Genomic DNA, 20,176 nt, shown 5'->3' with positions numbered 1-20,176 from the left:
ACCTCCTTACTTACGTAAATTGATATTATATACTGAGTTGCTTAGTCTGCCGGGTCAAGGGAGCGCCAACAGACAAGGACTCTTCTGGGATTAGCCACCTATTGCTTGGGCAAGACCGATAAAGAAAGGGATACAAAAGCCGATCGCAATTGGCGTACCGACTGCTGTGGACGCGCCTATATAAGCTGATGGATTAGCGGAAGGAATACCGGCTCGCAATGTAGGAGGACCTGAGATGTCTGAACTAGAGGCAGCGATAACAGCCAGGACAACGACACCGCCCATGCTAAATCCTGTTGCGTAGTGGGCAATCATACCTAACCCGAAGGCGATTAAACCATGTATAAATGGTGCAATCACACTATACACAACGTACCATTGAGCTACCTTACGCAGTTCGCCAACCCTTGACCAAGCCTCCATACCCATAACCAGCATCAAGATCGAGAGCAAGCCACGAAAGGCAGGATCGTAGAATTTTTCATAGACACTTTCTGGTCTGGTGAACAGGCCAAGGGCGAGACCTAACAACATTGCCGATAAGGCTGGACCCCGGAGACTTTCCTCGATGATTGGCCATATTTTGACTTTATTATCACCGGGATCTTTCTGTTGGCTAAGATACTCTTGCCGAGTGCTGGGATAATCACCAGCCGCAACGGGCTGTTTGCTGAAAGACTCCTGCATGGCAGAGTCGGATGCTTCTTTACGCTTCTTCTTGTTGATGTAAATATTTGCTATCACAATCGCAGTTACTAGCGCCGGGATGTCCATGAAGGGATAGAGTGCGCCAGCCCATGCTTCAAATGGGATTTTTTGTTCTTCCAGTAGTGTCAGGGCAGCAGCCATAGTAGAGCCACTCACCGCACCAAACAACCCACCAGTAGCGATCGCATCCACAGTTCTGACCTTAGGCAGCTTGGCCAATGTAAAGCGGGCGATGAATACAATCACAATCCCTGTGATTACAGAAAACAATGCCGGTAACAATACTTCCGTCAGATTGGAGTTGCGGATCGCAATTCCACCAGTCAGACCGATTTTGGTCAGCAGCATGAAGACGATGATCGAACAAACCGCGTCTGGAATTACCAATTCGCTACCAAGGGCGGCAATGATCATCCCACCAATCAAAAAGGCGAGTGTTGGGGACTGCAACTGCTTAATAAAGTCAGTGAAAAATAAGGACACAAAATCCACGAATACCTCCTTTTAACTCCTTTGATGAGGAGTATTCCAATAAATGAACTAAATGAACTAAATGAACTAAATAAACTTTAAATAGTTAAAGATGTCCCCGCTTGTGGAGGGTTGCCCATACAGCCTTTCAGGAAAACTGCACCTGCGTAAGCTCCAGCAGTAACAATAAATTTACGGCAAGAAATTTGATTCAAAAAGTCAGACATAAATACATCTCCTGGATTTGCAAATCTATTTTTTAGCCATGAAAATTAAAGCCAGATGAAATTGATTTTTCCATCTGAACTAAAATATATGTAGTCATGCGAAGTTGACATTTTCTGATAGAAAATGGCTAACTCGGCTATGGGAACAAAATTTCATGACTTTGGCTCACTAAGTGAGATGGGGGTGCATCTCTGACCTAGTGAAATTTAGTGTACAGGTTTTTTTTGGGAATGGATCAACTTTAAAAGCCAATTATTAAATAAATATTAGATTGGATATATAAGAAAAAATTTATAAGTTGGTCTAAATTTGAAGTTAACTTTCTAATATATATTTTGAGACTAATGATGATTATTATGTCTAGATTATGATTTCCGTAGCTGTGAGTTGACTTAATAACATCAAAAAGGCATGAAATAAAGAATTTTGATGCCAACTATAAGATTAAATCTTCATCTATAAATGAATCTTATAATGAAGTATATTTTCCTAAAATGAAAACTAATGAAAATTATTGCTTACAGTTATACTGATCCACTCTTGGAAACTGCACCTGATGAAGCTAGTTGGGGTTGGGAGATAGATCGAATTTATCAAGACTTGGGAGAGCGACAGTCCTCTGGACACGCTACGCGATCGCAACTACAACAATTAATAAGTGACTGTGAAACAGAACCTGCAAATTATCTGTTGATTCGACGTTTAGAAGAATTAGGAGATACATTAACACAAGTGAGCGATCGCCTCAACCAATTAGAAGCTATGGGGGTAATAGTCATTGCTACTGAACAACAATATACATCTGAATCTGCTAAATTTCGTGTCGAACTCCTCAACTTACTCCAAGAAATTCAGCGTCAACAACGTAGTCGCCGTATCCGTCAAGGACACGCTAAAAATCGTCTCGAAGCCTTACCACCACCAGGTAAAGTTCCCTATGGCTACCGTAGAAGTAAAGACAAATATATTATTGATCGCAGTACATCACCTATAGTCAAAGATTTTTTTGACAACTTTTTACTTTATGGTTCTCTACGCGGTGCTGTTCGTTATCTCGCCAAAAAATACGCTAAAAAAATCTCTGTCACTACCGGCAGACGTTGGTTAACAAACCCCGTTTATCGTGGTGATACCGCTTATCAAAATGGAGAAATTATTTCTGATACTCACGTAGGTATCATTTCCAAAGAAGAAGCAGCGCAAGTTGACAGACTTTTACGCCGCAATAGTCGTTTACCATCTCGTACTGCTAGTGCGCCCCATTCTTTAGCGGGGTTGGTTATTTGCAGTCAATGTCAGTCTAGAATGATAGTCACTCGTGTTACCCAGCGTTATCAAAATCAAGAGTATTTATATTTACGCAATACAAATTGTCCCCAAAATCCTAAATGTCGTGCTATTTCTTATCCAGATGTTTTGGAAAAGACAATTGAAATTGTTTGTCGAGATTTACCTTTAGCAGTTGCCGGAATGAATTTTCCCCAATTGGATACTATTAAAAATAGTTTAAATGATAAAATTGCACGTCAACAACAAATTCTGGAACAGTTACCCAAGTTGATAGAAACTGGAGTTTTAGATACAGAAACAGCTAAAATCAGAGCTTATAAACTTCGCACAGAAATTTCTCAACTTCAATCTCAATTAGCTATTCTCCCTCCTGTCAATTTGCGTGCTGTTGCTGAAGCGGTTTCTATTCCCCAATTTTGGTTAGATTTATCAGAAGTAGAAAGACGATTTTATTTAAGAGAATTTATCCGAGAAATAGAGATAATTCGTCAAGGAGAAAATTGGGATTTACAGGTAAATTTCATTTTTTAATTAGAGGATGTCTGAGAAGTATCAGGTTTTATCCAGATCCCCCCTTACCCACCTTAATAATGGGTAAAAATTAATCAAAGTCCCCCTTTTTAAGGGGGATTTAGGGGGATCTACAAGTGTTTTATGCAATACGAAAAAGTTTTCAGCCAACCCTACCTAAAGAATTTGTGATAAAAACTTCCTTGTTCTTTCTTCCTTGGGTTCAGTAAAAAACACATCAGGAGTTGCTTCCTCAACCAAAAAACCACCATCCAAAAACACAACCCTATCAGCAACTTCTCGCGCAAAACCAACTTCATGAGTTACAACCACCATTGTCATCCCCTCACTAGCAAGGTTTCGCATCACATCTAAAACCTCTCTTACCATTTCCGGATCTAACGCAGAAGTCGGTTCATCAAACAACATAATTTTCGGTTGCATCGCTAACGCACGTGCAATAGCAACCCGTTGTTGTTGTCCCCCCGATAACTGTCCTGGATATTTATTTGCTTGGGCTAAAATTCCCACTCTTTCTAACAGTTGCATTGCTAATTCTTCCGCTTTAGGTTTTGGTAATTTACGTACCCAAATCGGCGCTAAAGTGATATTTTCTAAAACTGTTAAATGGGGAAATAAATTAAACTGTTGAAATACCATACCCGCTTCTTTGCGGATAGCTTCAATATTTTTTAAATCACTACTTAAAGTAATTCCATCAATAGTAATTTTTCCCTGTTGATATTCTTCCAAAGCGTTAAATGTTCTGATAAAAGTTGATTTTCCCGAACCGGAAGGACCCATTAAAACAACAACCTCACCTCTGTTGACTGTTAAACTCACTCCTTTGAGAACGTGAAATTTACCATACCACTTATGAACATCTTCAGCGATAATAATTGGTTCTTTTATTATTTCTTGTGCTTTCATTTATTTGACCTCAATTGAATAATTTTTTATAGCTGTAGACAAGGGAATTATAACATTTAGTAAAACGATAACTTATACAATTAAAAGCTTTTAATACTGTCACCTGTCACCTGTCACCTGTCACCTATCACCTGTCACCTTGCTTTTCTAACCTGCGAGAAGCTAAAGACATTGAATAACAAAACACCCAATAAATTACCCCAATAAATATATAAACTTCTGCATATCTCCCTAAAAATCGCGGTTGTGCTAAAATAGAACGAGCAATTCCTGTTAATTCCACCAATCCCACCAAAGATAACAATGAAGTATCTTTAAATAAACCTATAAACTGTCCCACAATTGCCGGAATTACAGCGCGTAAAGCTTGGGGCAATATAATTAATATTAACACTAAAACTGAATTTAATCCTAATGCTTTTCCGGCTTCAAATTGTCCTCTAGGAATTGATTGTAAACCACCGCGTACATTTTCAGCCATATAAGCAGCACTAAATAAAACCAGTCCAGCAATTCCTCTAATTAAGCGATCTAAACGTAAATCATTTGGTAAAAATAAAGGTAACATAACTTGGGCAATAAACAAAATTCCTATTAATGGTAGTCCCCTAACGATTTCAATATAGAGAATAGAAAACCAGCGAATTATCAATAAATCACTGGTTCTTCCTAATGCTAATAATACTCCAATGGGAAAGGAAAGTACAATACTAACTATTGCCATTAATAAAGTTAATAATAAACCATTCCATAAATTTGTGGAAACAGATTTTAAACCAAAACCTCCTCCAATTAACCAGATATTAATAGCAAAAGATAATAACCATGCTGGTGCAAGCCAAGGTGTGATAAATTGGGAAAATCGGTTTTTGATGACATTTTGTTTTTTGGTAAATAAACTCCAAGTAATCACACTTAAAGTTGTAATGATTCCTAAAACTATCCACAAACGCCAATATAAGGTTTTGGGAAATCTCCCCACTAAAAATAAATGTAAATTTGCTTGAATAACTTGCCATTGTGCTTGAGTAAATACCCAAACTACTATTACTTTAATTATCCAAAAGAGAAAGATTAAACAAAGAATAGTTAATACTGTATTATACCAGTTATTAAATAGATTTTTCTTTAACCAAGTTAATTTATTCATGGGTTATTGTTTATTTATTGTTGTTCTCTTTTCCATACTCTGTATGGGAATTAATTATAGAAGACTCTGGCTTCTATTAAACCATAGTCAGAGACTATGTGATAGCATTCCCCGTCTCAGACTGGGAACGAGATAACAATTGTCAATTGTCAATTGTCAATTGTCAATTGTCAATTGATAACTATCTTTCTTTGATCTGAAATTTAAGATTGATTAAATTCATCATCAAGGAAATAATTAAACTAAGAGTAAGATAGGTAAGCATGATTAAAATCATTACTTCTACTGCTTTTCCTGTTTGGTTAAATGTGGTAGAAGCAACAAAATAAATATCTGGATAACCAATAGCGATCGCCAAACTAGAATTTTTAGTTAAATTCAAATACTGACTGGTAAGTGGGGGAATAATTACCCGCAAAGCTTGGGGAAAAATAATCAACCGCATTAAAAAAGTTGATTTTAAACCCAAAGATAAACCCGCTTCCCATTGTCCCTTAGCTACTGATTTTATCCCACCTCTGACAATTTCGGCAATAAACGCACCTGTGTAAAAAGTTAACCCTAATAGCAAAGTCAAAAATTCTGGAGTTAAGTTAAAACCCAGAACTTCTAAACCGTTTTGACTAAGATTAATGAAACCAAAAACAGAAATTTTATTTTCTAAATTTGGTAAACTCAGAAAAACTGCAAAATACCAAAATAACAACTGTAATAATAAGGGTGTGTTTCTAAAAATCTCCACATAAACTAAACTGATATTTCTCACTAACCAATTATCAGATAAACGCGCAATTCCCGCAGTTATTCCCACAATTGTTGTGAAGATAATTCCCAGAATTGCTACACGCAAGGAATTAATTAACCCAACCCATAAAGCACGCAGATAGGTATCCGTTGGATTATAGTTAATAGGAGTTTCGCCAATATCAAAAGACGCTTGTTGTTGGAGAAAATCAAAACCAAATTGAATCCCTAACTGCTGTAAATTCCGGTTGACATTCAGCACTAGAATAGTAACTATAGCTATTGCTAAAATTATAGCTATAACTTGCGTTGCAATTTGCCAAAAACGAGCATCACGCCATATTGGGGGTTTGTCATTCGTCATTAGTTATTAGTCATTAGTTATTAGTTATTAATTGATTCTACCCAGTCCCCAGTCCCCAGTCCCCAATCACCAATCACCAATCACCTAAATGGAGGAGAATAGAGTAAACCGCCTTTGGTGTAAAGTTGATTTTGACCACGGGGAAGATTGAGTTTGGTTTTTGTTCCTAAGTTGCGATCATAAATTTCGCCATAGTTACCAACGTGCTTAACTATTCTGGCTGCAAAATCATTACTTAAACCAATTCCTGCACCTAAATTTCCTTCTGTTCCTAAAAAACGCTTAATTTCTGGATCATTACTATTAGCAAATTGTCCTATATTTTGGGAATTAATTCCTAATTCTTCTGCTTTTATCAAACTATAAACTACCCATTTAACAATATTATTCCATTGCGGATCACCTTGGGCAACTGCTGGCGCTAAAGGTTCTGAAGAAAGTAATTCATCGAGAATGATATTATCATCAGGTTTGGGTAAAGTCGTGCGTCGAGAAACCAAAGCTGAACGATCCGCAGTCACTCCATCACAACGCCCTTCTGCATAAGTCGCAAAAGTAATATTAATATCTTCAAAAACAACGGGTTTATAACTAATGCTTCGTTTTCGCATCTGATCCGCTAAATTTTGTTCGGTAGTTGTACCAGTTTGAGCGCAAATTGCTTTATCTTTTAAATCTGCTAAAGACTTGATACCGCTATTTTTGCGAACCATAATACCTTGACCATCGTAAAAAACCACCGGTGCAAAATTTAAACCCACTGAAGTGTCACGGCTTAAAGTCCAGCTAGTATTGCGGCTTAATAAATCTACTTCACCAGTTTGCAAAGCTGTAAATCTTTCTTTAGCATTTAAATTACGATATTCTACAGTATCAGGATTGTCAAACAAAGCCGCAGATACAGCGCGACAAATATCCACATCAATCCCATTATATTGACCCTCAGTTCCCACAAAACTAAAACCCGGTAACTCACCACTAACACCACAAATTAGCTGGCCATTGGTTTTAACTTTACCAGCAATATTGCGAGTTACAGGTTGTACAGTGTTATTGGCTGTATTTTCCGTTGTACTTGAATCACCTTCACAACCAGCAACAGTAAAAATGAAAGGAGCGATCGCCAGCAAAAACGCATATTTTCGTATAATCATAAATTAAAGTAAATAAATTTGTTTACAGTAGATTGCATATCAATGAGGTACAAAATTTAAATTAAACCCTAGACAGAAAGAAAGTTTTACTTCTGACTCCTGGATCTCCTGAATCTCTTGACTCCTGACTCCTGCCATAATAAGAATGTATTTCCCAAAGAATAGAATACAGTAAATTCAATGCCCATAGCAGGTTAAACTAGGTGTGGTGACAGTCGCTCCACCGTTCCTTATGAGGCTTTTATGGGAGCTAATCTGAAACAAATAGCCAATTACTTAGATAACCTTGGCTGGGAATACCGCTTTGATGAAGCAGAAGACAGAATTATCACAGGTGTAGAAGCTGATCATCTAGACGATTTTCTCATAGTCGTGCAATTGGATGAGGACGGAAAATTTTTCCGAGTTTTTGCCCCTCAAGTTTTAGCAGGAGTCAAAGAACATCCTTATAAAGCTTCTATTCTCCAGACAATGCTGGCCATTTCTTGGGAAACCAAAATGCTGCAATGGGAATATGATCCCTCCGATGGCGAAATCCGTGCCATTATAGAATTTCCCTTAGAAGACTCAATTCTCACCGAAAGACAATTTCACCGTTGTTTGAGCGGACTAATTCAGGTGGTTGATAGCATCGCCTTACCGCGACTCAAACAAGTGATGGTAACAGGTGAAGATCCAGGTAATATAGAACTAGGGGAAAGACTGTTACTCAGTATTCAGGAAGAAGCCCCAGGACTACTGGATCTATTAGAAAAAGCAATGGAAGCCAGGAAAAGGCGGGGAAGTTTCCCCAATGAGTGAAGCGGATCATTGCTGAAATAGCTATCACAGGCTTCGCCTTGAAGGTGAGCTAGTCCTAAGCTGGCGATTTTCTAGACAAAGCTATACTTATGTAGACAAAAATCAATTTCTCTTGAGTTAAAAAATCAACTATCTTGATATATAATCCTGGGATATCCAGTATTGAATTAAGACTATTGCCGACGCGAAAACCAAGCAATGATAGTGGTAGTCTTTTGGAAAATCTTAACTGCCCTTCGGGCGAGGCAAAAGGCAGGGGGCAGGAGGATGGAGAATTTTGAATTAAGAATAAAGCCTTTTTGACTCGCCCATTTGGGTTTAAGTCCCCCGCCATAATCTGGTGATTTGGCGGTCTATGATTGGAGGTGGGTTGAAAATCCCCTATAATCGGCCTCCAGCAAAACTGCCTTTCAACTCCTGCCTCCTTTCACACCAGAAAGATCGCGTTGGGCTACAGCGTGCAAGTCTACGGAGGGATAACCGCTCCCATGCTCCCGTTGAAGTAGAAAGTAAAGTCTAGCTTTGTCTAGGTTTTATATAGCAGAGTGTCAAACTCTGAAGTGATAACCTAACTAATATACAGAAATTTTTTAGGGCTGGATTTTATGACATCCTATACAACCTCCTCAGCCAAAGCGGAAATGAGTGAACTCCGACGGTTGAAAAGCTTACTACCACCAGAATTACAAAGCTGGGTGACAGTTGAAGGAACAACCGAAGTAAGTCCACCCCTGATCCGTTGCGAAGAAATTGGTAAAGACCAAGTAGAAATACAAATCGACTTGGTGAAATGGGATGCTTTAGCAATGGATCAGCGTAATCTCCTGTTTTGGCATGAAGTTGCTCGTATCCAAAATGACACCATTCCTAAAGATGGTTGGGAAATGGCCGCACTGGCTATTGGTTTAGGTGGTGCTGTAGGTGAATTATGGGTACAGGATGGCTTACTGCTGGTGTTAGCATTGGCGCTTTGTGGTGTTTCCGGTTGGCGACTCTATCAAAAGAATAATGGGGAAAAGCAAATCAAAGAATTAATTGATGCTGACGAAAAAGCGATCGCCTTAGCAACTCGTTTTGGTTATAGTCTCCCCAACGCCTACAAGAGTTTAGGCAGTGCCTTAAAAACCTTAATTGACACCACCCCCGGTAAACGTCAGCGTTCCCGTTATGAAGCCAGACTTTCCGCCCTCAAACGCAGCGCCAACAAAGCCAAAAATAAATCTCGAACTATGGATGAAGGTGAACTGTAGGAAGCAGGGGGCAGGAGGCAGAATAATTTTAGATTTTAGATTTTAGATTTTAGATTGGAGTTGACAAAAACAATCCAAAATCCAAAATCCAAAATCCAAAATTTTATCCCCAGTCTCCAGTCCCCTACAACTGCTTCAACATCTTATGGGTCTGGGGGATCACCCGCACTTGTTTCACAAATCGCTTCATCAAAGCTTGCCATTCTAAAACTTGGTTTGGTGTAGGGGCTTCTACAGCTACCTGACTGAATTTTTGAGATTCTGCTAAAGGTGTCACAGGTTGCAGAAATATAGGAATATCCTGACATATACCATTAACTAATAAAGCTGCTCGTTCCAATTCGCCAGGATCAGTCCTTTGAGAGACAATTATCTTGACAAAAATCTCTAAATTTGCATCAAAGCATATTTGGAGAAATTTTTCATGTTCTGTCCAATGACTTTCGCCACTCACACTAGGCAATTTTAAATCCATGCCTACAGAGTCAAGGTACGGGAGAATCATGTCCAGTTGCTCAGGGCGATGTCCCCCAGTTTCCAGATATATGGGCAAATTGGTCAGCGATCGCACTTCCGGCAAAAATTGCGCCAAAAATGGAGCATGAAGAAGCGGTTCACCTCCAGTTAAGCTGATGCTATCGTGTAGAAAAGGTAAATTTTGCCTTTCCATCCATTTGATCAACGTGGCCAGAGGAATAGGATTAGAGTGGATTTCAAAATCTCGCAATCCTGGTGAACGCTCTATCTGACATACAGAGGGTGCAATCCATGTATTGGCGCTATCGCAAAAGTGACAACGCAAGTCACATATTGCAAAGCGAATAAAAATTTGACGAGTCCCGACGTTGAGACCTTCTCCTTGAATAGCGGAGAAAACTTCAACCAGGCGTGCTGTAGGTTTAACTGTAGTTGTAGCAATCATGAGATGATAGAGAGGAACGCGTTCGTCTGTGGTCTAGCACAGTCGCTGACACCGATTGGGTATGAAACCAGTAGGTTTCTAGCTTCTTTTTCCATTGTGAACCGTGTTCGGCAATCTCCAAATCTCTGCGCGAAAAACTACTCACCTATCCTTAATCTTATTTTTTTCAAAATTAGGTTAAGTAGTTTTCCAGGAAAAAATAATGTTTGGCAGATTAGATCCCAATGGCAACCAAATTGCATAGCTTCATGAGTAGCCAACCCACAGAGGCAAATTTCCCAGTTACTTACCTGAACGATACAGCAATAGTACAAGCTTCAATGCGATTAAGTGTAATTGAGGCTGTACGCTTTAAGCAAACCTGCCAAAGCCTCATCCAAGCTGATACCCATCCCCAACACTTGATCATTGACTTCCAAAATACGATCTTTATGGATAGTAGTGGTTTGGGGTCTTTGGTGAGTAATTTTAAATATGCCCAAGAACAAGGGATCGGATTCAGACTTCGTAATGTTACCCCTCAAGTGATGGCAGTTCTCGACCTCACAGGATTAGATCAGGTATTTTCTATTGAGTCTCCTCACAGCGTTAGTCCCATAGAACCTAATCATATTAAAGAAAATAATCGGATCACTAACTCTCGCAAAGCAGATCCCCTACCTCAAACACATCCTTCTGTGGCCTCTTGGATGAAAAGATTGATTGACATAGTGGGATCATTGGTGGGTTTAATAATTACAGCATTTTTATTCATTCCTATTGCGATCGCTATTCAAATCAACGATCCTGGTCCGATTTTCTTTAAACAAACCCGCTGTGGGTGGATGGGTAAGCGTTTTGCTATTTGGAAATTCCGCTCTATGTGTGTCGATGCGGAAGCCAAGAAATCTCAAGTTCAAAACCAAGTCCAAGGTGCTTTCTTTAAAAATGATAACGATCCTAGAATTACCCAGGTAGGACGCTTTTTACGGCGCACCAGCCTGGATGAACTACCCCAATTTTGGAATGTCCTCAAAGGCGAAATGAGTTTAGTTGGTACTAGGCCACCTACCCCCGATGAAGTAGAACGATATGAAGTACCAGAGTGGCAACGCTTAGATGTCAAACCAGGGATGACCGGTGAATGGCAAGTCAATGGCCGCTCGACAGTACGCAGTTTTGAGGATGTTATTCGTCTTGATTTGCAGTATCAACAAAATTGGAGTTTAATTTATGACTTAAAGCTGATGCTTAAAACTATAATCATTTTGTTTAACAAAAACAGCGGTGCTGTTTAAAATTCAGCAGTTTCCACAATTCGTAAAAATTACATTTTAAAATTTACCCAAGCTCATTAGATCGGCTCTGGGTAAATTTTTTGTGTGTTTACATATTTATTCGTTAGGAATCAGGACTTCTAGGAGTCTTTGATAGCAAATAATGGAAATAGTAGCTCTGCATCGGTAAAAACAGCAGTAAACAATTAGCAATCAGCAGTCAGCTAACTGCATAAATAGCAGTTAATCTCAAGAAGGATTCCTTTTTTCTCGCCTGGGTTATACCCCTAAACACCGATTTTTTTGTTAGTATTCAAAAAAACCTATTCACACAATTGCAAGTTGTTTGTAACCACATCAGACAATTTGTAACAAAAAAAGGAAACAAGCAACTGAGGTTGAATGACTGATTATTTCCCAAGAAATTTACCATTAGAATCTGTTCCACTGACCAAAACAACAGTGAACACCTCAATGGCGGAAACTGATAATCTGAGTGAAAAATTAGCTGTAACCATAGCTGAAGCTGGATCAGAACGCAAAGCAGGTGAGATTTTATTGCTGAAAGTAGCAGATGTCTCTTATCTGTCTGATTACTTTGTGATCATGACAGGCTATTCTAGGGTACAAGTGAGAGCGATCGCCGCAGCAATAGAAGAGAAAGTAGAAACAGACCTGCAACGTCGTCCGTTAAGGTCAGAAGGAAAAGCTGAGGGGAGTTGGGTGCTACAAGACTATGGAGATGTGATTGTTCACATTATGATGCCCAAGGAACGAGAGTTTTATAATTTAGAAGCATTCTGGATTCATGCCGAACGCATTTCACTGCCAAACTCTGATCAGGTTGAGGATAAACCAAGATGATGAGATCATCGGTTTCTAACTGCCCAGTTCCCACAGAACAGCAACCACTCAATGAGTATGAAGAATTAAAAAATTCCTGGCTATTTCGGGATACTACCTTAAGCTGGCGTAATTATCTCACCCAAATTTTCTGGATTTGGGGTTGGTCGTGGCTGGTTGCAGGTCCAGTAGCAGCGGCCAGCTTTCCTCCACAAAAGCATATAGTTCATTTTATTCTCTGTGGATCTGCTGCTGCCAGTGTGGGAGTAGTGCTGATATTGGTGCGATTGTATTTGGGTTGGTTCTATGTGCGCGATCGCCTTTATAGTTCCACAGTCTTCTATGAAGAATCAGGCTGGTATGACGGCCAAACCTGGACAAAACCCCAGGAAGTCATTGTCCGCGATCGCCTCATTGTCTCCTACGAAATTAAACCTATTCTCCAACGCTTGCAAATTACCTTTGCCGCCTTGGCTTTAATGTATCTTATTGGTACTATAGTTTGGCATTTGTAAATTAGTCATTAGTCATTAGTCATTAGTCATTAGTCATTAGGAACACAGAAAAAATGAAATTTATCCTTTTGCCTTTTGCCTTTTGCCTTTTGCCTTTTCCAACAGACCACTGACAACTGACCACTGACAACCTACAAAATAGATATGAACCCATGACAATGGGAAAACGAACACAAGCCACAGCACTGGAAGTCCGGTTACTGCGGGAAGGTATTATCGAATCTAGGCATATAGTCCAGGCTGTAGTCAGCGACGACCGGGGACGAGTTCTATCTGTTGCTGGCAACGCCGAAACCGCTGCCTTTGTCCGTTCAGCCCTCAAACCATTTCAGGCATTAGCTGTCACCAGTACAGGCACACTGGAACGTTATGATTTGAGCGATCGTGACTTAGCCATCATTACCAGTTCCCACAAAGGCAGCATGGAACAGGTACGACAAGTATTTAACATCCTCTGGCGGGCTGACCTTGACCCCAGCGCCTTGCAATGTCCAGTTCCTGAAGGTAAACGCAGCACCCTAGAATACAATTGCTCTGGTAAACACGCCGGAATGTTAGCAGTTTGTCAGCAACGCCATTGGCCTTTAAATAACTACTTGGATCGTAAACACCCTGTTCAGCAGTTAATTCTCTCCAAGGTAGCAGAATTATTGAGAATGCCAGCAGCCGAATTTATCGGTGTTCATGACGACTGCGGCGCTCCCACATATCTCATGCAACTCGGTCACATGGCTTCTTTATATGCTGTACTCGCCTCCAGCAATAACTTAGATATGGAACGCATTGTCCGCGCCATGAATCACCATCCGACTATGGTGGCTGGAGAAGGTGAATTTGACACAGAATTGATGCGCTTAACTCCAGGTGAACTGGTCAGTAAATCAGGTGCGGAAGGAGTACAGTGCATTGGCCGACTTGGTGAAGGGATGGGATTGGCTATTAAAGTTATGGATGGAGCTAAACGGGCAAAATATGCCGTAGCTATTCATGTACTTCAACAAATGGGCTGGATTAGTCCCAGCGTTGCCCAAAGCCTGGCCGAGAAATTCATGAACTTGGGGAAATACAAGCGTTTAGAGGTAATTGGAGAATTATCGCTTTTGTAGTTGACAAACTCTTGACTATGAGTTATATTAAAAAAGTCAAGAGACGAAAGCGACGCGGGATAGAGCAGCCTGGTAGCTCGTCGGGCTCATAACCCGAAGGTCAGTGGTTCAAATCCACTTCCCGCCACCAAATTGAAAATGTGACTCTATAAGGTTTTAAAACTTTATAGAGTTTTGTTTTTTATAAAGAAATCCAGTGAACCAAAACCACTGAGAGAAAGTATGGAAGTTTGGCATTGATACTTTCTCGTGCTTTAGATGGTGGAGAAAGGAAGTCAAAAGTCAAAAATTTAGGTTAGGGTGGGGAATGTGGGCTGTAAAGCAATATCCCTAAATTTCTCTTGCAATTTTTCCCAAGTCATCCCTGCTAAACTGGGTAAAACAATGTGAGCATTTCCCACCCTTTCCTGTGGTCCCATACCCACCGCCCACATACCTGCGGCTAAAGCTGCATCTATACCTGCTGCTGCATCTTCAAACACTGCACATTGCTGAGGTGGCAGTCCTAACTGCTGGGCTGCAAATAAAAATAAATCTGGTGCGGGTTTGGGTTTATGTACACTATAACCATCAGCGATCGCATCCAGTTTATCACTAATTCCCAACTTTTCCACAACCAGACGAGCATTTTTACTCGCTGAACCAAGGGCAATTTTTAACCCCGCTTGACGCAAATCATCCAACAAAGAAACCGCACCTGGTAACAAATTATCAGGAGTAATATTTTCAATCAATTCCACATAGTAATCATTTTTACGCTCCATCATCTCCTGGATCTGTGTATCAGAATATCGCCTATCCCCAATAATCAACATCAAGGAAGCACGGCGAGAAATTCCCCGTAAGGCCTCATTAGCTTGACGGCTAAAAGGTATACCTTCCTCATTTGCTAACCTTTGCCAAGCTTGATAGTGATATTCAGCAGTATCCGTTAAAACACCATCTAAATCAAAAATCACACCTTGAATATTAGTAGCAGATTTTTTCTCAGTCCCTTTTTCCCGGAGTAAATCAAAATTATGCCATTTGCCACGCCAGTATAATTTAAACTTTAAGCGTGTCCAACCAGGAGGTAAATGGGGATGGGCTACTGGCTGATTATCGGTAAATTTAATACCTCCAAAACCGAAAACCACAGCTTGCCAAACACCTCCAGCACTAGCACCGTGAATACCTTCATGAGCATTCCCCCGGATATCTTCTAAATCCACCATTGCCGCTTGCATAAAGCGTTCATAAGCTTTTTGGGTTTTCCCTAAATCTGCGGCTAATATCGCGTGAATAGCTGGACCAAGGGAAGAACCATAAGTAATATCCGTGCGGGGTGCGTAATAATTCCAATTTACTTCTAAATTTTTTCTACTGTAAGGAAATTCACTAGATTCCCGCATGAGATAAAGTAGCATTAAAACATCAGGTTGTTTCAGGACTTGGTGTTTATTTGCACCTTCAATACCTAAAATCGCTTGCATTGACTTTTGACGCGGTTCGTAGTCTGCTAAGTTAATATCATCTAACTGGAAAAATCCCTCACATTGCTCAACTAATCCCGTTTCTGGGTCGTAGGGAATCCAGATTTTATTAATGATTTCTTGCCAATGGTTTCTGATTTCGTCAGTCAGGTGCAATTTCTTCTCTAGTTCCTCAGCGTGTTCTGGGAAATTACGACATAATAAGTTATTAACTATACAAGATTTTTCCAGATGCCACTGAACTATACGGTTAGTAAAACTATTGTTATGTACTAACTCATGGTATTCATCCGCACCTATAACGCTACGTATTTCATAACGTTGAGTGTGAGGATTAAATTCAACGCGACTTGACCAGAAAATTGCGGTATCTAGAATTATCTCTGCACCATAATCTCTCAGCCATTCATCGTCCCCAGTGACTCGCCAATAGTACCATACAGCATAGGGAATAACTGAGCTAATATGAATTTCCCTGTCACGACACCAAATACGCACATCTTCAGCATAATAATCACTCGGTAGCGCCCAGCGTGGTGTTACTTCATCCCCAGTCACCGCACTTTCCCAGGCATACATCGCCCCTTGGTATCCATAATGACTTGCTTTGCGTCGCGCCCCATCTAAGGTATGATAGCGATAAGTCAGTAAATTCCGAGCTAGTGCTGGTTGAGTAAAGGTAAAAAATGGCAAGATAAAAATTTCCGTATCCCAAAAAATATGGCCGTGATAACCAAACCCAGACAAGGTTTTTGCGGGAATACTCACCCTTTCATCATCACGGGGAGCAGCAATTAGCAATTGAAATAAATTATAACGCACAGCAAAAGCGGCTTTGCTATCACCTTCAATGAGAATGTCGCTTTGTTGCCAAACCTCAGACCAAGCTTGTTCATTCGCATCACGAAGAGTTATATAATCTGGTAACTGGGCGAGTTTTGACTGGGCGGCTGATACTGGTTGATCAACGTCACGAGAGGTAAAAACAGTAACAATTTTTTCTATGGTTACGGTTTGCTGTGGTTCAGAGAAAAAAGTGGCGCTGATGCTAGGATAACCTGGTGCGGTATTGATTTGCATAGCCGCTTCCACGCCTGAAATGGTCATTTTTGCAGCCATGCCGATATCAATACGAGAATAGCGGGTGCGACTGTGTAACCAGAAACCTTGGTCAAATTTCCCTTGATCTAGTCCTTCCCAGTGATTAAAACCTTTATTTTCTGGGTAGCCATTGATACTGGATTGTATTTCAATTAATCCATGAAAATCTACTGTGGTTAACTGGCAGCGTTGTCCTAATACATGATGATCCGCTAAACTGACAAAGCGTTCAAAGCTGATATCTATGGTTTTTCCTGTGGGACTGCGCCAACGCAGATAACGGCTAAGAACGCCTTGACGCAGGTCGAGTTCACGGTTGTACTGCAATATTGTACCTTGATCGAGACGAAAGCGATCGCCATCAATCATCACTATCAATGGTAGCCAGTCTGGACAGTTAGCCAGTTCGGTATAAACTACGGGAATATCGTCATAAACACCGTGAATGAATGTAGCAGGTAATGCACGGGGATAGCTTTCTTCAAAGCTGCCTCTTGTTCCTAAATAACCGTTACCAATGGTGAAAATTGTTTCTCTAGCGTGTAATTTTTCAGGATTAAACTGGTTTTCTATTAATATCCAGTCTGTGTAGATGAAATCTTGTTGTTTTTCCATTTTTATTATTAAATATTACTAAATGAATGGAATGTTTCTCACGCAGAGGCGCAGAGGCGCGGAGGGAGAAAAAAGAGAGAAATCCGGGATCCCCGTTGTGTAGTTTTTTTTACCTAACGATTGACAATTTCGGCTTGATATGATTGAACCGCAAAGGACGCAAAGTACACAAAGGTAAGAGAGTTTGAGAGAGTTTTTGGTGTGGCTACGTTGATTTTTTTAAGAATTTTAGATTTCAGGTTTTTAAATGGGAAGGTATTGTTTTTGTTGTTGTTGTGTGTGGGGGATAATTTTTTCTGCTCTTGGTTTATAAATGAGATAAAATAATGTTTCCATATATCTATCTCTGGCTTCGTTGTCTTCTGGGGCAATGAAGTTCCAAAAACTAAACATTTTAGCTAAGACTAATAATTGTTCAGTGTGGAGATTCCAGTTATATTTATGTCTAATTCTCTCAATCATCCATTGTGAAGTTTCTTGCCAATATTCTGGGTGGGATTCACATTTATCTAAAAAGTTGATAATTGTTTTAGCTGTACCTTCTAAATCTGTTGGGTTGAGATGAAATACATTCTGCCAATCTTCGATAATTTCTAATGCTCCCCCGAATTTTGTGGCAAAGGTTGGTAAGCCGGAAATCATGGCTTCTAAAATGCTGCGTCCAAAGGCTTCATAAAGGGCAAAATGCACAAATATTCCTTGTTTATCGCCAATTATGCGATATGCTTCACCGATTTTACTGCTAGGTAAGCGCATTCCTAACCAACGGATTTTATTGTAGATATTATACTGGTTAATAATATTGTGTAGTTTTTCTATTTCCTCTGCTTCTTCTGGGTTTGTGGCTTCATCGGGAGATAATTTGCTGGTTAATAAAATTAGGTTACACCGTGATTGGAATTCCTGACTTTTACCAAAACATTCTGCTAAACCAGTCAGGTTTTTAATTGAGGTAATGGGTGCAACTGCAAAAATTGGTCTTTTGTTAATATCTTCTAATTTACCGAAAATGTGATCATCTTCTTGGTGAAATAATAAGTTTTGAATGTGTTGGCTTTCTTGAGGATTTCTTTTTTCTGTTTGGTTATAGGGAAAAAAGAATGTTTCACTGACTCCCGGAGCAACCATATTAAATTTTGGATTGAATAAATCAATGCCATCAACTACATGATATAATTCGGGCATGGTAAAACATTTGTAAGATTCATATTGTCCCATTGTGTCTGGTGTCCCCACAATTTCTTGATAGGTTGAAGCAATGATAAAATCTGCTGCATTCATGCTAATTAAGTCGGCTGTAAATTGGGCAGAAAAGTGATATTTTTCTTCTAATTCTTGCCAATATAAGTTACTAAATAGGTTTTTCGGTTTTTCTAGGGAATGGGCTATATTGCATTGAGTGACTTTTAAACTACGGGAGAGTAGAAAAGCAACTAAGTTACCATCGCTGTAGTTACCAATAATCAAATTTGGTTTACCTTGAAATTGCTCTAATAGTTCTTTTTCTGCATCTTGAGCAAATTTTTCTAAATAAGACCAAATTTCAAATTTGGAAATCCAGTTATTGGTAATTTCTGGATGGGAATCTGTAAAGGGAATTCGCAAAATCCAAGCGTTTTCTGTGTTGTTAACTTTTTCTAATCGCAGGTCACAAAATGTTCCTTGACAGTTGGGAATCAGGCGAGTCAGAATAATTACATGAGGTTTGATACCCAAGCAGTCCAGACCAGCAAGTTTAATTTCTTCTTGTAGTTTGTTTTCTAAGCTGCGTGCTTGTTCAAGGACGTAAATAACTTGACCTAATGTTTCTTCCCTTCCTAAAACGTCTTCTTGCGCTACCCAACCATGTATAGAAACAAGAACAACGCGAAAAACTGCGGGTATACGCGATACAAAGGCTTCCAGGAGGGAAGGTTGGGGCGTGTCGATGAGTCTTTGTAAGAGTTCTAGGGTTTCTTTGAATCGCGCTGCATTGTTACCCCAACCTGCTTCAAAACCAAGTTGTTGAAGTTGAAAGCGAAATTCTGGGTAGGGTTGGTGAGGGGGAAGTTCGCTTAAAAAAGTGATTGCTGGTTTAATTTGTTTAGCAAACTGAATACCAGAACGAATGCGATCGCCAATCAACAACCGCATACCATTGTATTGTATGCCTTGTAATGCTTGAAACAATTTATCTAGCCAATATTGGGGATCAGTAACAAATTGATTGCAGAGATAATGGTTAAGGAAAGTCAAACCTTGACCAATATTTCTGGGGTCGCTAATTCTGGGAGATGCTTGGTAAAATGGATGCAAATCAATTTCTAGAATGTGAGATTGGTAACGATTGACTAAGCGATCGCTCACATCTAAAAATTCTTTAGGAGTCATTAAATCAAACTGAGTAAAATCTGAAGTTAGTCTCCATACTTCTTGACTAGCAATTCTCGGTCTAACTACAAACCAAGTATTTTCCCTTTCCAAAATTATCTCATGGGTATAATGAATAAGTGTTCCTAAAGAAGAAGAATGGTAAAAATAAGCAGGTTTTTGAGATTGATGACAATAATCTGCAAAAGCTTGCAAAATTTCATTTCTTAAAAAATAACGTTTATCCTGACTATATAAGGTACAGAGAAACTGACGAATTTCAGCTTTTTCTTCACTGTTTAAAATAGCCTGAAATAATTCATACATAGGGAATTACTCAAATATAACACCTACAACCTCACTTTTATCACCTTAAAAACCATCGTTTTAAAAGATG

Annotated in this window: 16 protein-coding genes and 1 tRNA gene; 8 read left to right on the top strand and 9 right to left on the bottom strand. The window is 39.6% G+C overall.

Annotated features, from left to right (window positions below):
- Positions 1-90 precede the first annotated feature (90 nt).
- Positions 91-1,200 (bottom strand): sodium-dependent bicarbonate transport family permease, encoded by a 1,110-nt coding sequence (locus IQ237_RS06195; protein ID WP_194053369.1) that lies wholly within the window; start codon positions 1,198-1,200, stop codon positions 91-93.
- 77 nt (positions 1,201-1,277) lie between these two features.
- Positions 1,278-1,406, bottom strand: a complete 129-nt coding sequence (locus IQ237_RS26645) for a hypothetical protein (RefSeq protein WP_255512628.1) — start codon at positions 1,404-1,406, stop codon at positions 1,278-1,280.
- 505 nt (positions 1,407-1,911) lie between these two features.
- On the opposite strand from IQ237_RS26645, the gene IQ237_RS06190 reads away from it, so the two are divergent.
- Positions 1,912-3,228: a recombinase family protein gene (locus IQ237_RS06190; RefSeq protein WP_194053368.1), complete on the top strand. Its 1,317-nt coding sequence runs from the start codon at positions 1,912-1,914 to the stop codon at positions 3,226-3,228.
- A 156-nt stretch (positions 3,229-3,384) separates the two neighbouring features.
- Here the strand turns inward: IQ237_RS06190 and IQ237_RS06185 are convergent, their stop codons facing one another.
- From IQ237_RS06185 to IQ237_RS06170, 4 genes are all read right to left on the bottom strand, one after another.
- Positions 3,385-4,137, bottom strand: a complete 753-nt coding sequence (locus IQ237_RS06185; RefSeq protein WP_228019754.1) for an amino acid ABC transporter ATP-binding protein — start codon at positions 4,135-4,137, stop codon at positions 3,385-3,387.
- A gap of 127 nt (positions 4,138-4,264) precedes the next feature.
- Positions 4,265-5,287, bottom strand: coding sequence for an amino acid ABC transporter permease (locus tag IQ237_RS06180; protein WP_194053366.1), 1,023 nt, complete (start codon positions 5,285-5,287; stop codon positions 4,265-4,267).
- Positions 5,288-5,468: 181 nt separating this feature from the next.
- Positions 5,469-6,395, bottom strand: a complete 927-nt coding sequence (locus IQ237_RS06175) for an amino acid ABC transporter permease (protein WP_194053364.1) — start codon at positions 6,393-6,395, stop codon at positions 5,469-5,471.
- An 80-nt stretch (positions 6,396-6,475) separates the two neighbouring features.
- A complete protein-coding gene (locus IQ237_RS06170) occupies positions 6,476-7,549 on the bottom strand; it encodes an amino acid ABC transporter substrate-binding protein (protein WP_194053362.1) in 1,074 nt (357 codons plus the stop codon).
- A gap of 243 nt (positions 7,550-7,792) precedes the next feature.
- On the opposite strand from IQ237_RS06170, the gene IQ237_RS06165 reads away from it, so the two are divergent.
- Positions 7,793-8,350, top strand: a complete 558-nt coding sequence (locus IQ237_RS06165) for a hypothetical protein (RefSeq protein WP_194053360.1) — start codon at positions 7,793-7,795, stop codon at positions 8,348-8,350.
- Between the two features lie 605 nt (positions 8,351-8,955).
- Complete coding sequence (locus tag IQ237_RS06160; protein ID WP_194053358.1) at positions 8,956-9,600, top strand: DUF3318 domain-containing protein; 645 nt, start codon at positions 8,956-8,958, stop codon at positions 9,598-9,600.
- Positions 9,601-9,724: 124 nt separating this feature from the next.
- On the opposite strand, the gene IQ237_RS06155 is transcribed toward IQ237_RS06160, so the two are convergent.
- Positions 9,725-10,522, bottom strand: a complete 798-nt coding sequence (locus IQ237_RS06155; RefSeq protein ID WP_194053356.1) for a 7-carboxy-7-deazaguanine synthase QueE — start codon at positions 10,520-10,522, stop codon at positions 9,725-9,727.
- Positions 10,523-10,746: 224 nt separating this feature from the next.
- On the opposite strand from IQ237_RS06155, the gene IQ237_RS06150 reads away from it, so the two are divergent.
- The 5 genes from IQ237_RS06150 to IQ237_RS06130 all read left to right on the top strand — a co-directional run bounded on the left by IQ237_RS06150 (position 10,747) and on the right by IQ237_RS06130 (position 14,372).
- Positions 10,747-11,799 carry an anti-sigma factor antagonist gene (locus IQ237_RS06150; protein WP_194053354.1) on the top strand — a complete coding sequence of 351 codons (1,053 nt, stop codon included), beginning with the start codon at positions 10,747-10,749 and terminating at the stop codon, positions 11,797-11,799.
- A 381-nt stretch (positions 11,800-12,180) separates the two neighbouring features.
- Entirely contained in the window at positions 12,181-12,642 is a 462-nt protein-coding gene (gene rsfS, locus IQ237_RS06145; RefSeq protein WP_194053352.1) for a ribosome silencing factor, read from the top strand.
- Positions 12,639-13,136 (top strand): CGLD27 family protein, encoded by a 498-nt coding sequence (locus tag IQ237_RS06140; protein ID WP_194053347.1) that lies wholly within the window; start codon positions 12,639-12,641, stop codon positions 13,134-13,136. The genes rsfS and IQ237_RS06140 overlap by 4 nt, the downstream gene beginning before the upstream one ends.
- 152 nt (positions 13,137-13,288) lie before the next feature.
- Positions 13,289-14,242, top strand: a complete 954-nt coding sequence (locus tag IQ237_RS06135; protein WP_194053346.1) for an asparaginase — start codon at positions 13,289-13,291, stop codon at positions 14,240-14,242.
- Positions 14,243-14,295: 53 nt separating this feature from the next.
- Positions 14,296-14,372, top strand: a tRNA-Met gene (locus IQ237_RS06130).
- A 160-nt stretch (positions 14,373-14,532) separates the two neighbouring features.
- Here the strand turns inward: IQ237_RS06130 and pgmB are convergent.
- Both pgmB and IQ237_RS06120 read right to left on the bottom strand, forming a co-directional pair.
- A complete protein-coding gene (pgmB, locus tag IQ237_RS06125) occupies positions 14,533-17,430 on the bottom strand; it encodes a beta-phosphoglucomutase (RefSeq protein ID WP_194053344.1) in 2,898 nt (965 codons plus the stop codon).
- A gap of 243 nt (positions 17,431-17,673) precedes the next feature.
- Entirely contained in the window at positions 17,674-20,106 is a 2,433-nt protein-coding gene (locus tag IQ237_RS06120) for a sucrose synthase (protein WP_194053342.1), read from the bottom strand.
- Positions 20,107-20,176 lie beyond the last annotated feature (70 nt).

Source organism: Sphaerospermopsis sp. LEGE 08334 (assembly GCF_015207205.1).
GTDB lineage: Bacteria > Cyanobacteriota > Cyanobacteriia > Cyanobacteriales > Nostocaceae > Sphaerospermopsis.
This window is presented reverse-complemented; position numbering and strand designations above follow the sequence as displayed.

Excerpts from the sequence above, each read along its gene's own strand:
- IQ237_RS26645 (WP_255512628.1), bottom strand. The coding sequence starts at position 1,406 with ATGTCTGACTTTTTGAATCAAATTTCTTGCCGTAAATTTATTGTTACT.
- IQ237_RS06190 (WP_194053368.1), top strand. The coding sequence starts at position 1,912 with ATGAAAATTATTGCTTACAGTTATACTGATCCACTCTTGGAAACTGCA.
- IQ237_RS06185 (WP_228019754.1), bottom strand. The coding sequence starts at position 4,137 with ATGAAAGCACAAGAAATAATAAAAGAACCAATTATTATCGCTGAAGAT.
- IQ237_RS06180 (WP_194053366.1), bottom strand. The coding sequence starts at position 5,287 with ATGAATAAATTAACTTGGTTAAAGAAAAATCTATTTAATAACTGGTAT.
- IQ237_RS06175 (WP_194053364.1), bottom strand. The coding sequence starts at position 6,395 with ATGACGAATGACAAACCCCCAATATGGCGTGATGCTCGTTTTTGGCAA.
- IQ237_RS06170 (WP_194053362.1), bottom strand. The coding sequence starts at position 7,549 with ATGATTATACGAAAATATGCGTTTTTGCTGGCGATCGCTCCTTTCATT.
- IQ237_RS06165 (WP_194053360.1), top strand. The coding sequence starts at position 7,793 with ATGGGAGCTAATCTGAAACAAATAGCCAATTACTTAGATAACCTTGGC.
- IQ237_RS06160 (WP_194053358.1), top strand. The coding sequence starts at position 8,956 with ATGACATCCTATACAACCTCCTCAGCCAAAGCGGAAATGAGTGAACTC.
- IQ237_RS06155 (WP_194053356.1), bottom strand. The coding sequence starts at position 10,522 with ATGATTGCTACAACTACAGTTAAACCTACAGCACGCCTGGTTGAAGTT.
- IQ237_RS06150 (WP_194053354.1), top strand. The coding sequence starts at position 10,747 with ATGGCAACCAAATTGCATAGCTTCATGAGTAGCCAACCCACAGAGGCA.
- rsfS (WP_194053352.1), top strand. The coding sequence starts at position 12,181 with ATGACTGATTATTTCCCAAGAAATTTACCATTAGAATCTGTTCCACTG.
- IQ237_RS06140 (WP_194053347.1), top strand. The coding sequence starts at position 12,639 with ATGATGAGATCATCGGTTTCTAACTGCCCAGTTCCCACAGAACAGCAA.
- IQ237_RS06135 (WP_194053346.1), top strand. The coding sequence starts at position 13,289 with ATGACAATGGGAAAACGAACACAAGCCACAGCACTGGAAGTCCGGTTA.
- pgmB (WP_194053344.1), bottom strand. The coding sequence starts at position 17,430 with ATGGAAAAACAACAAGATTTCATCTACACAGACTGGATATTAATAGAA.
- IQ237_RS06120 (WP_194053342.1), bottom strand. The coding sequence starts at position 20,106 with ATGTATGAATTATTTCAGGCTATTTTAAACAGTGAAGAAAAAGCTGAA.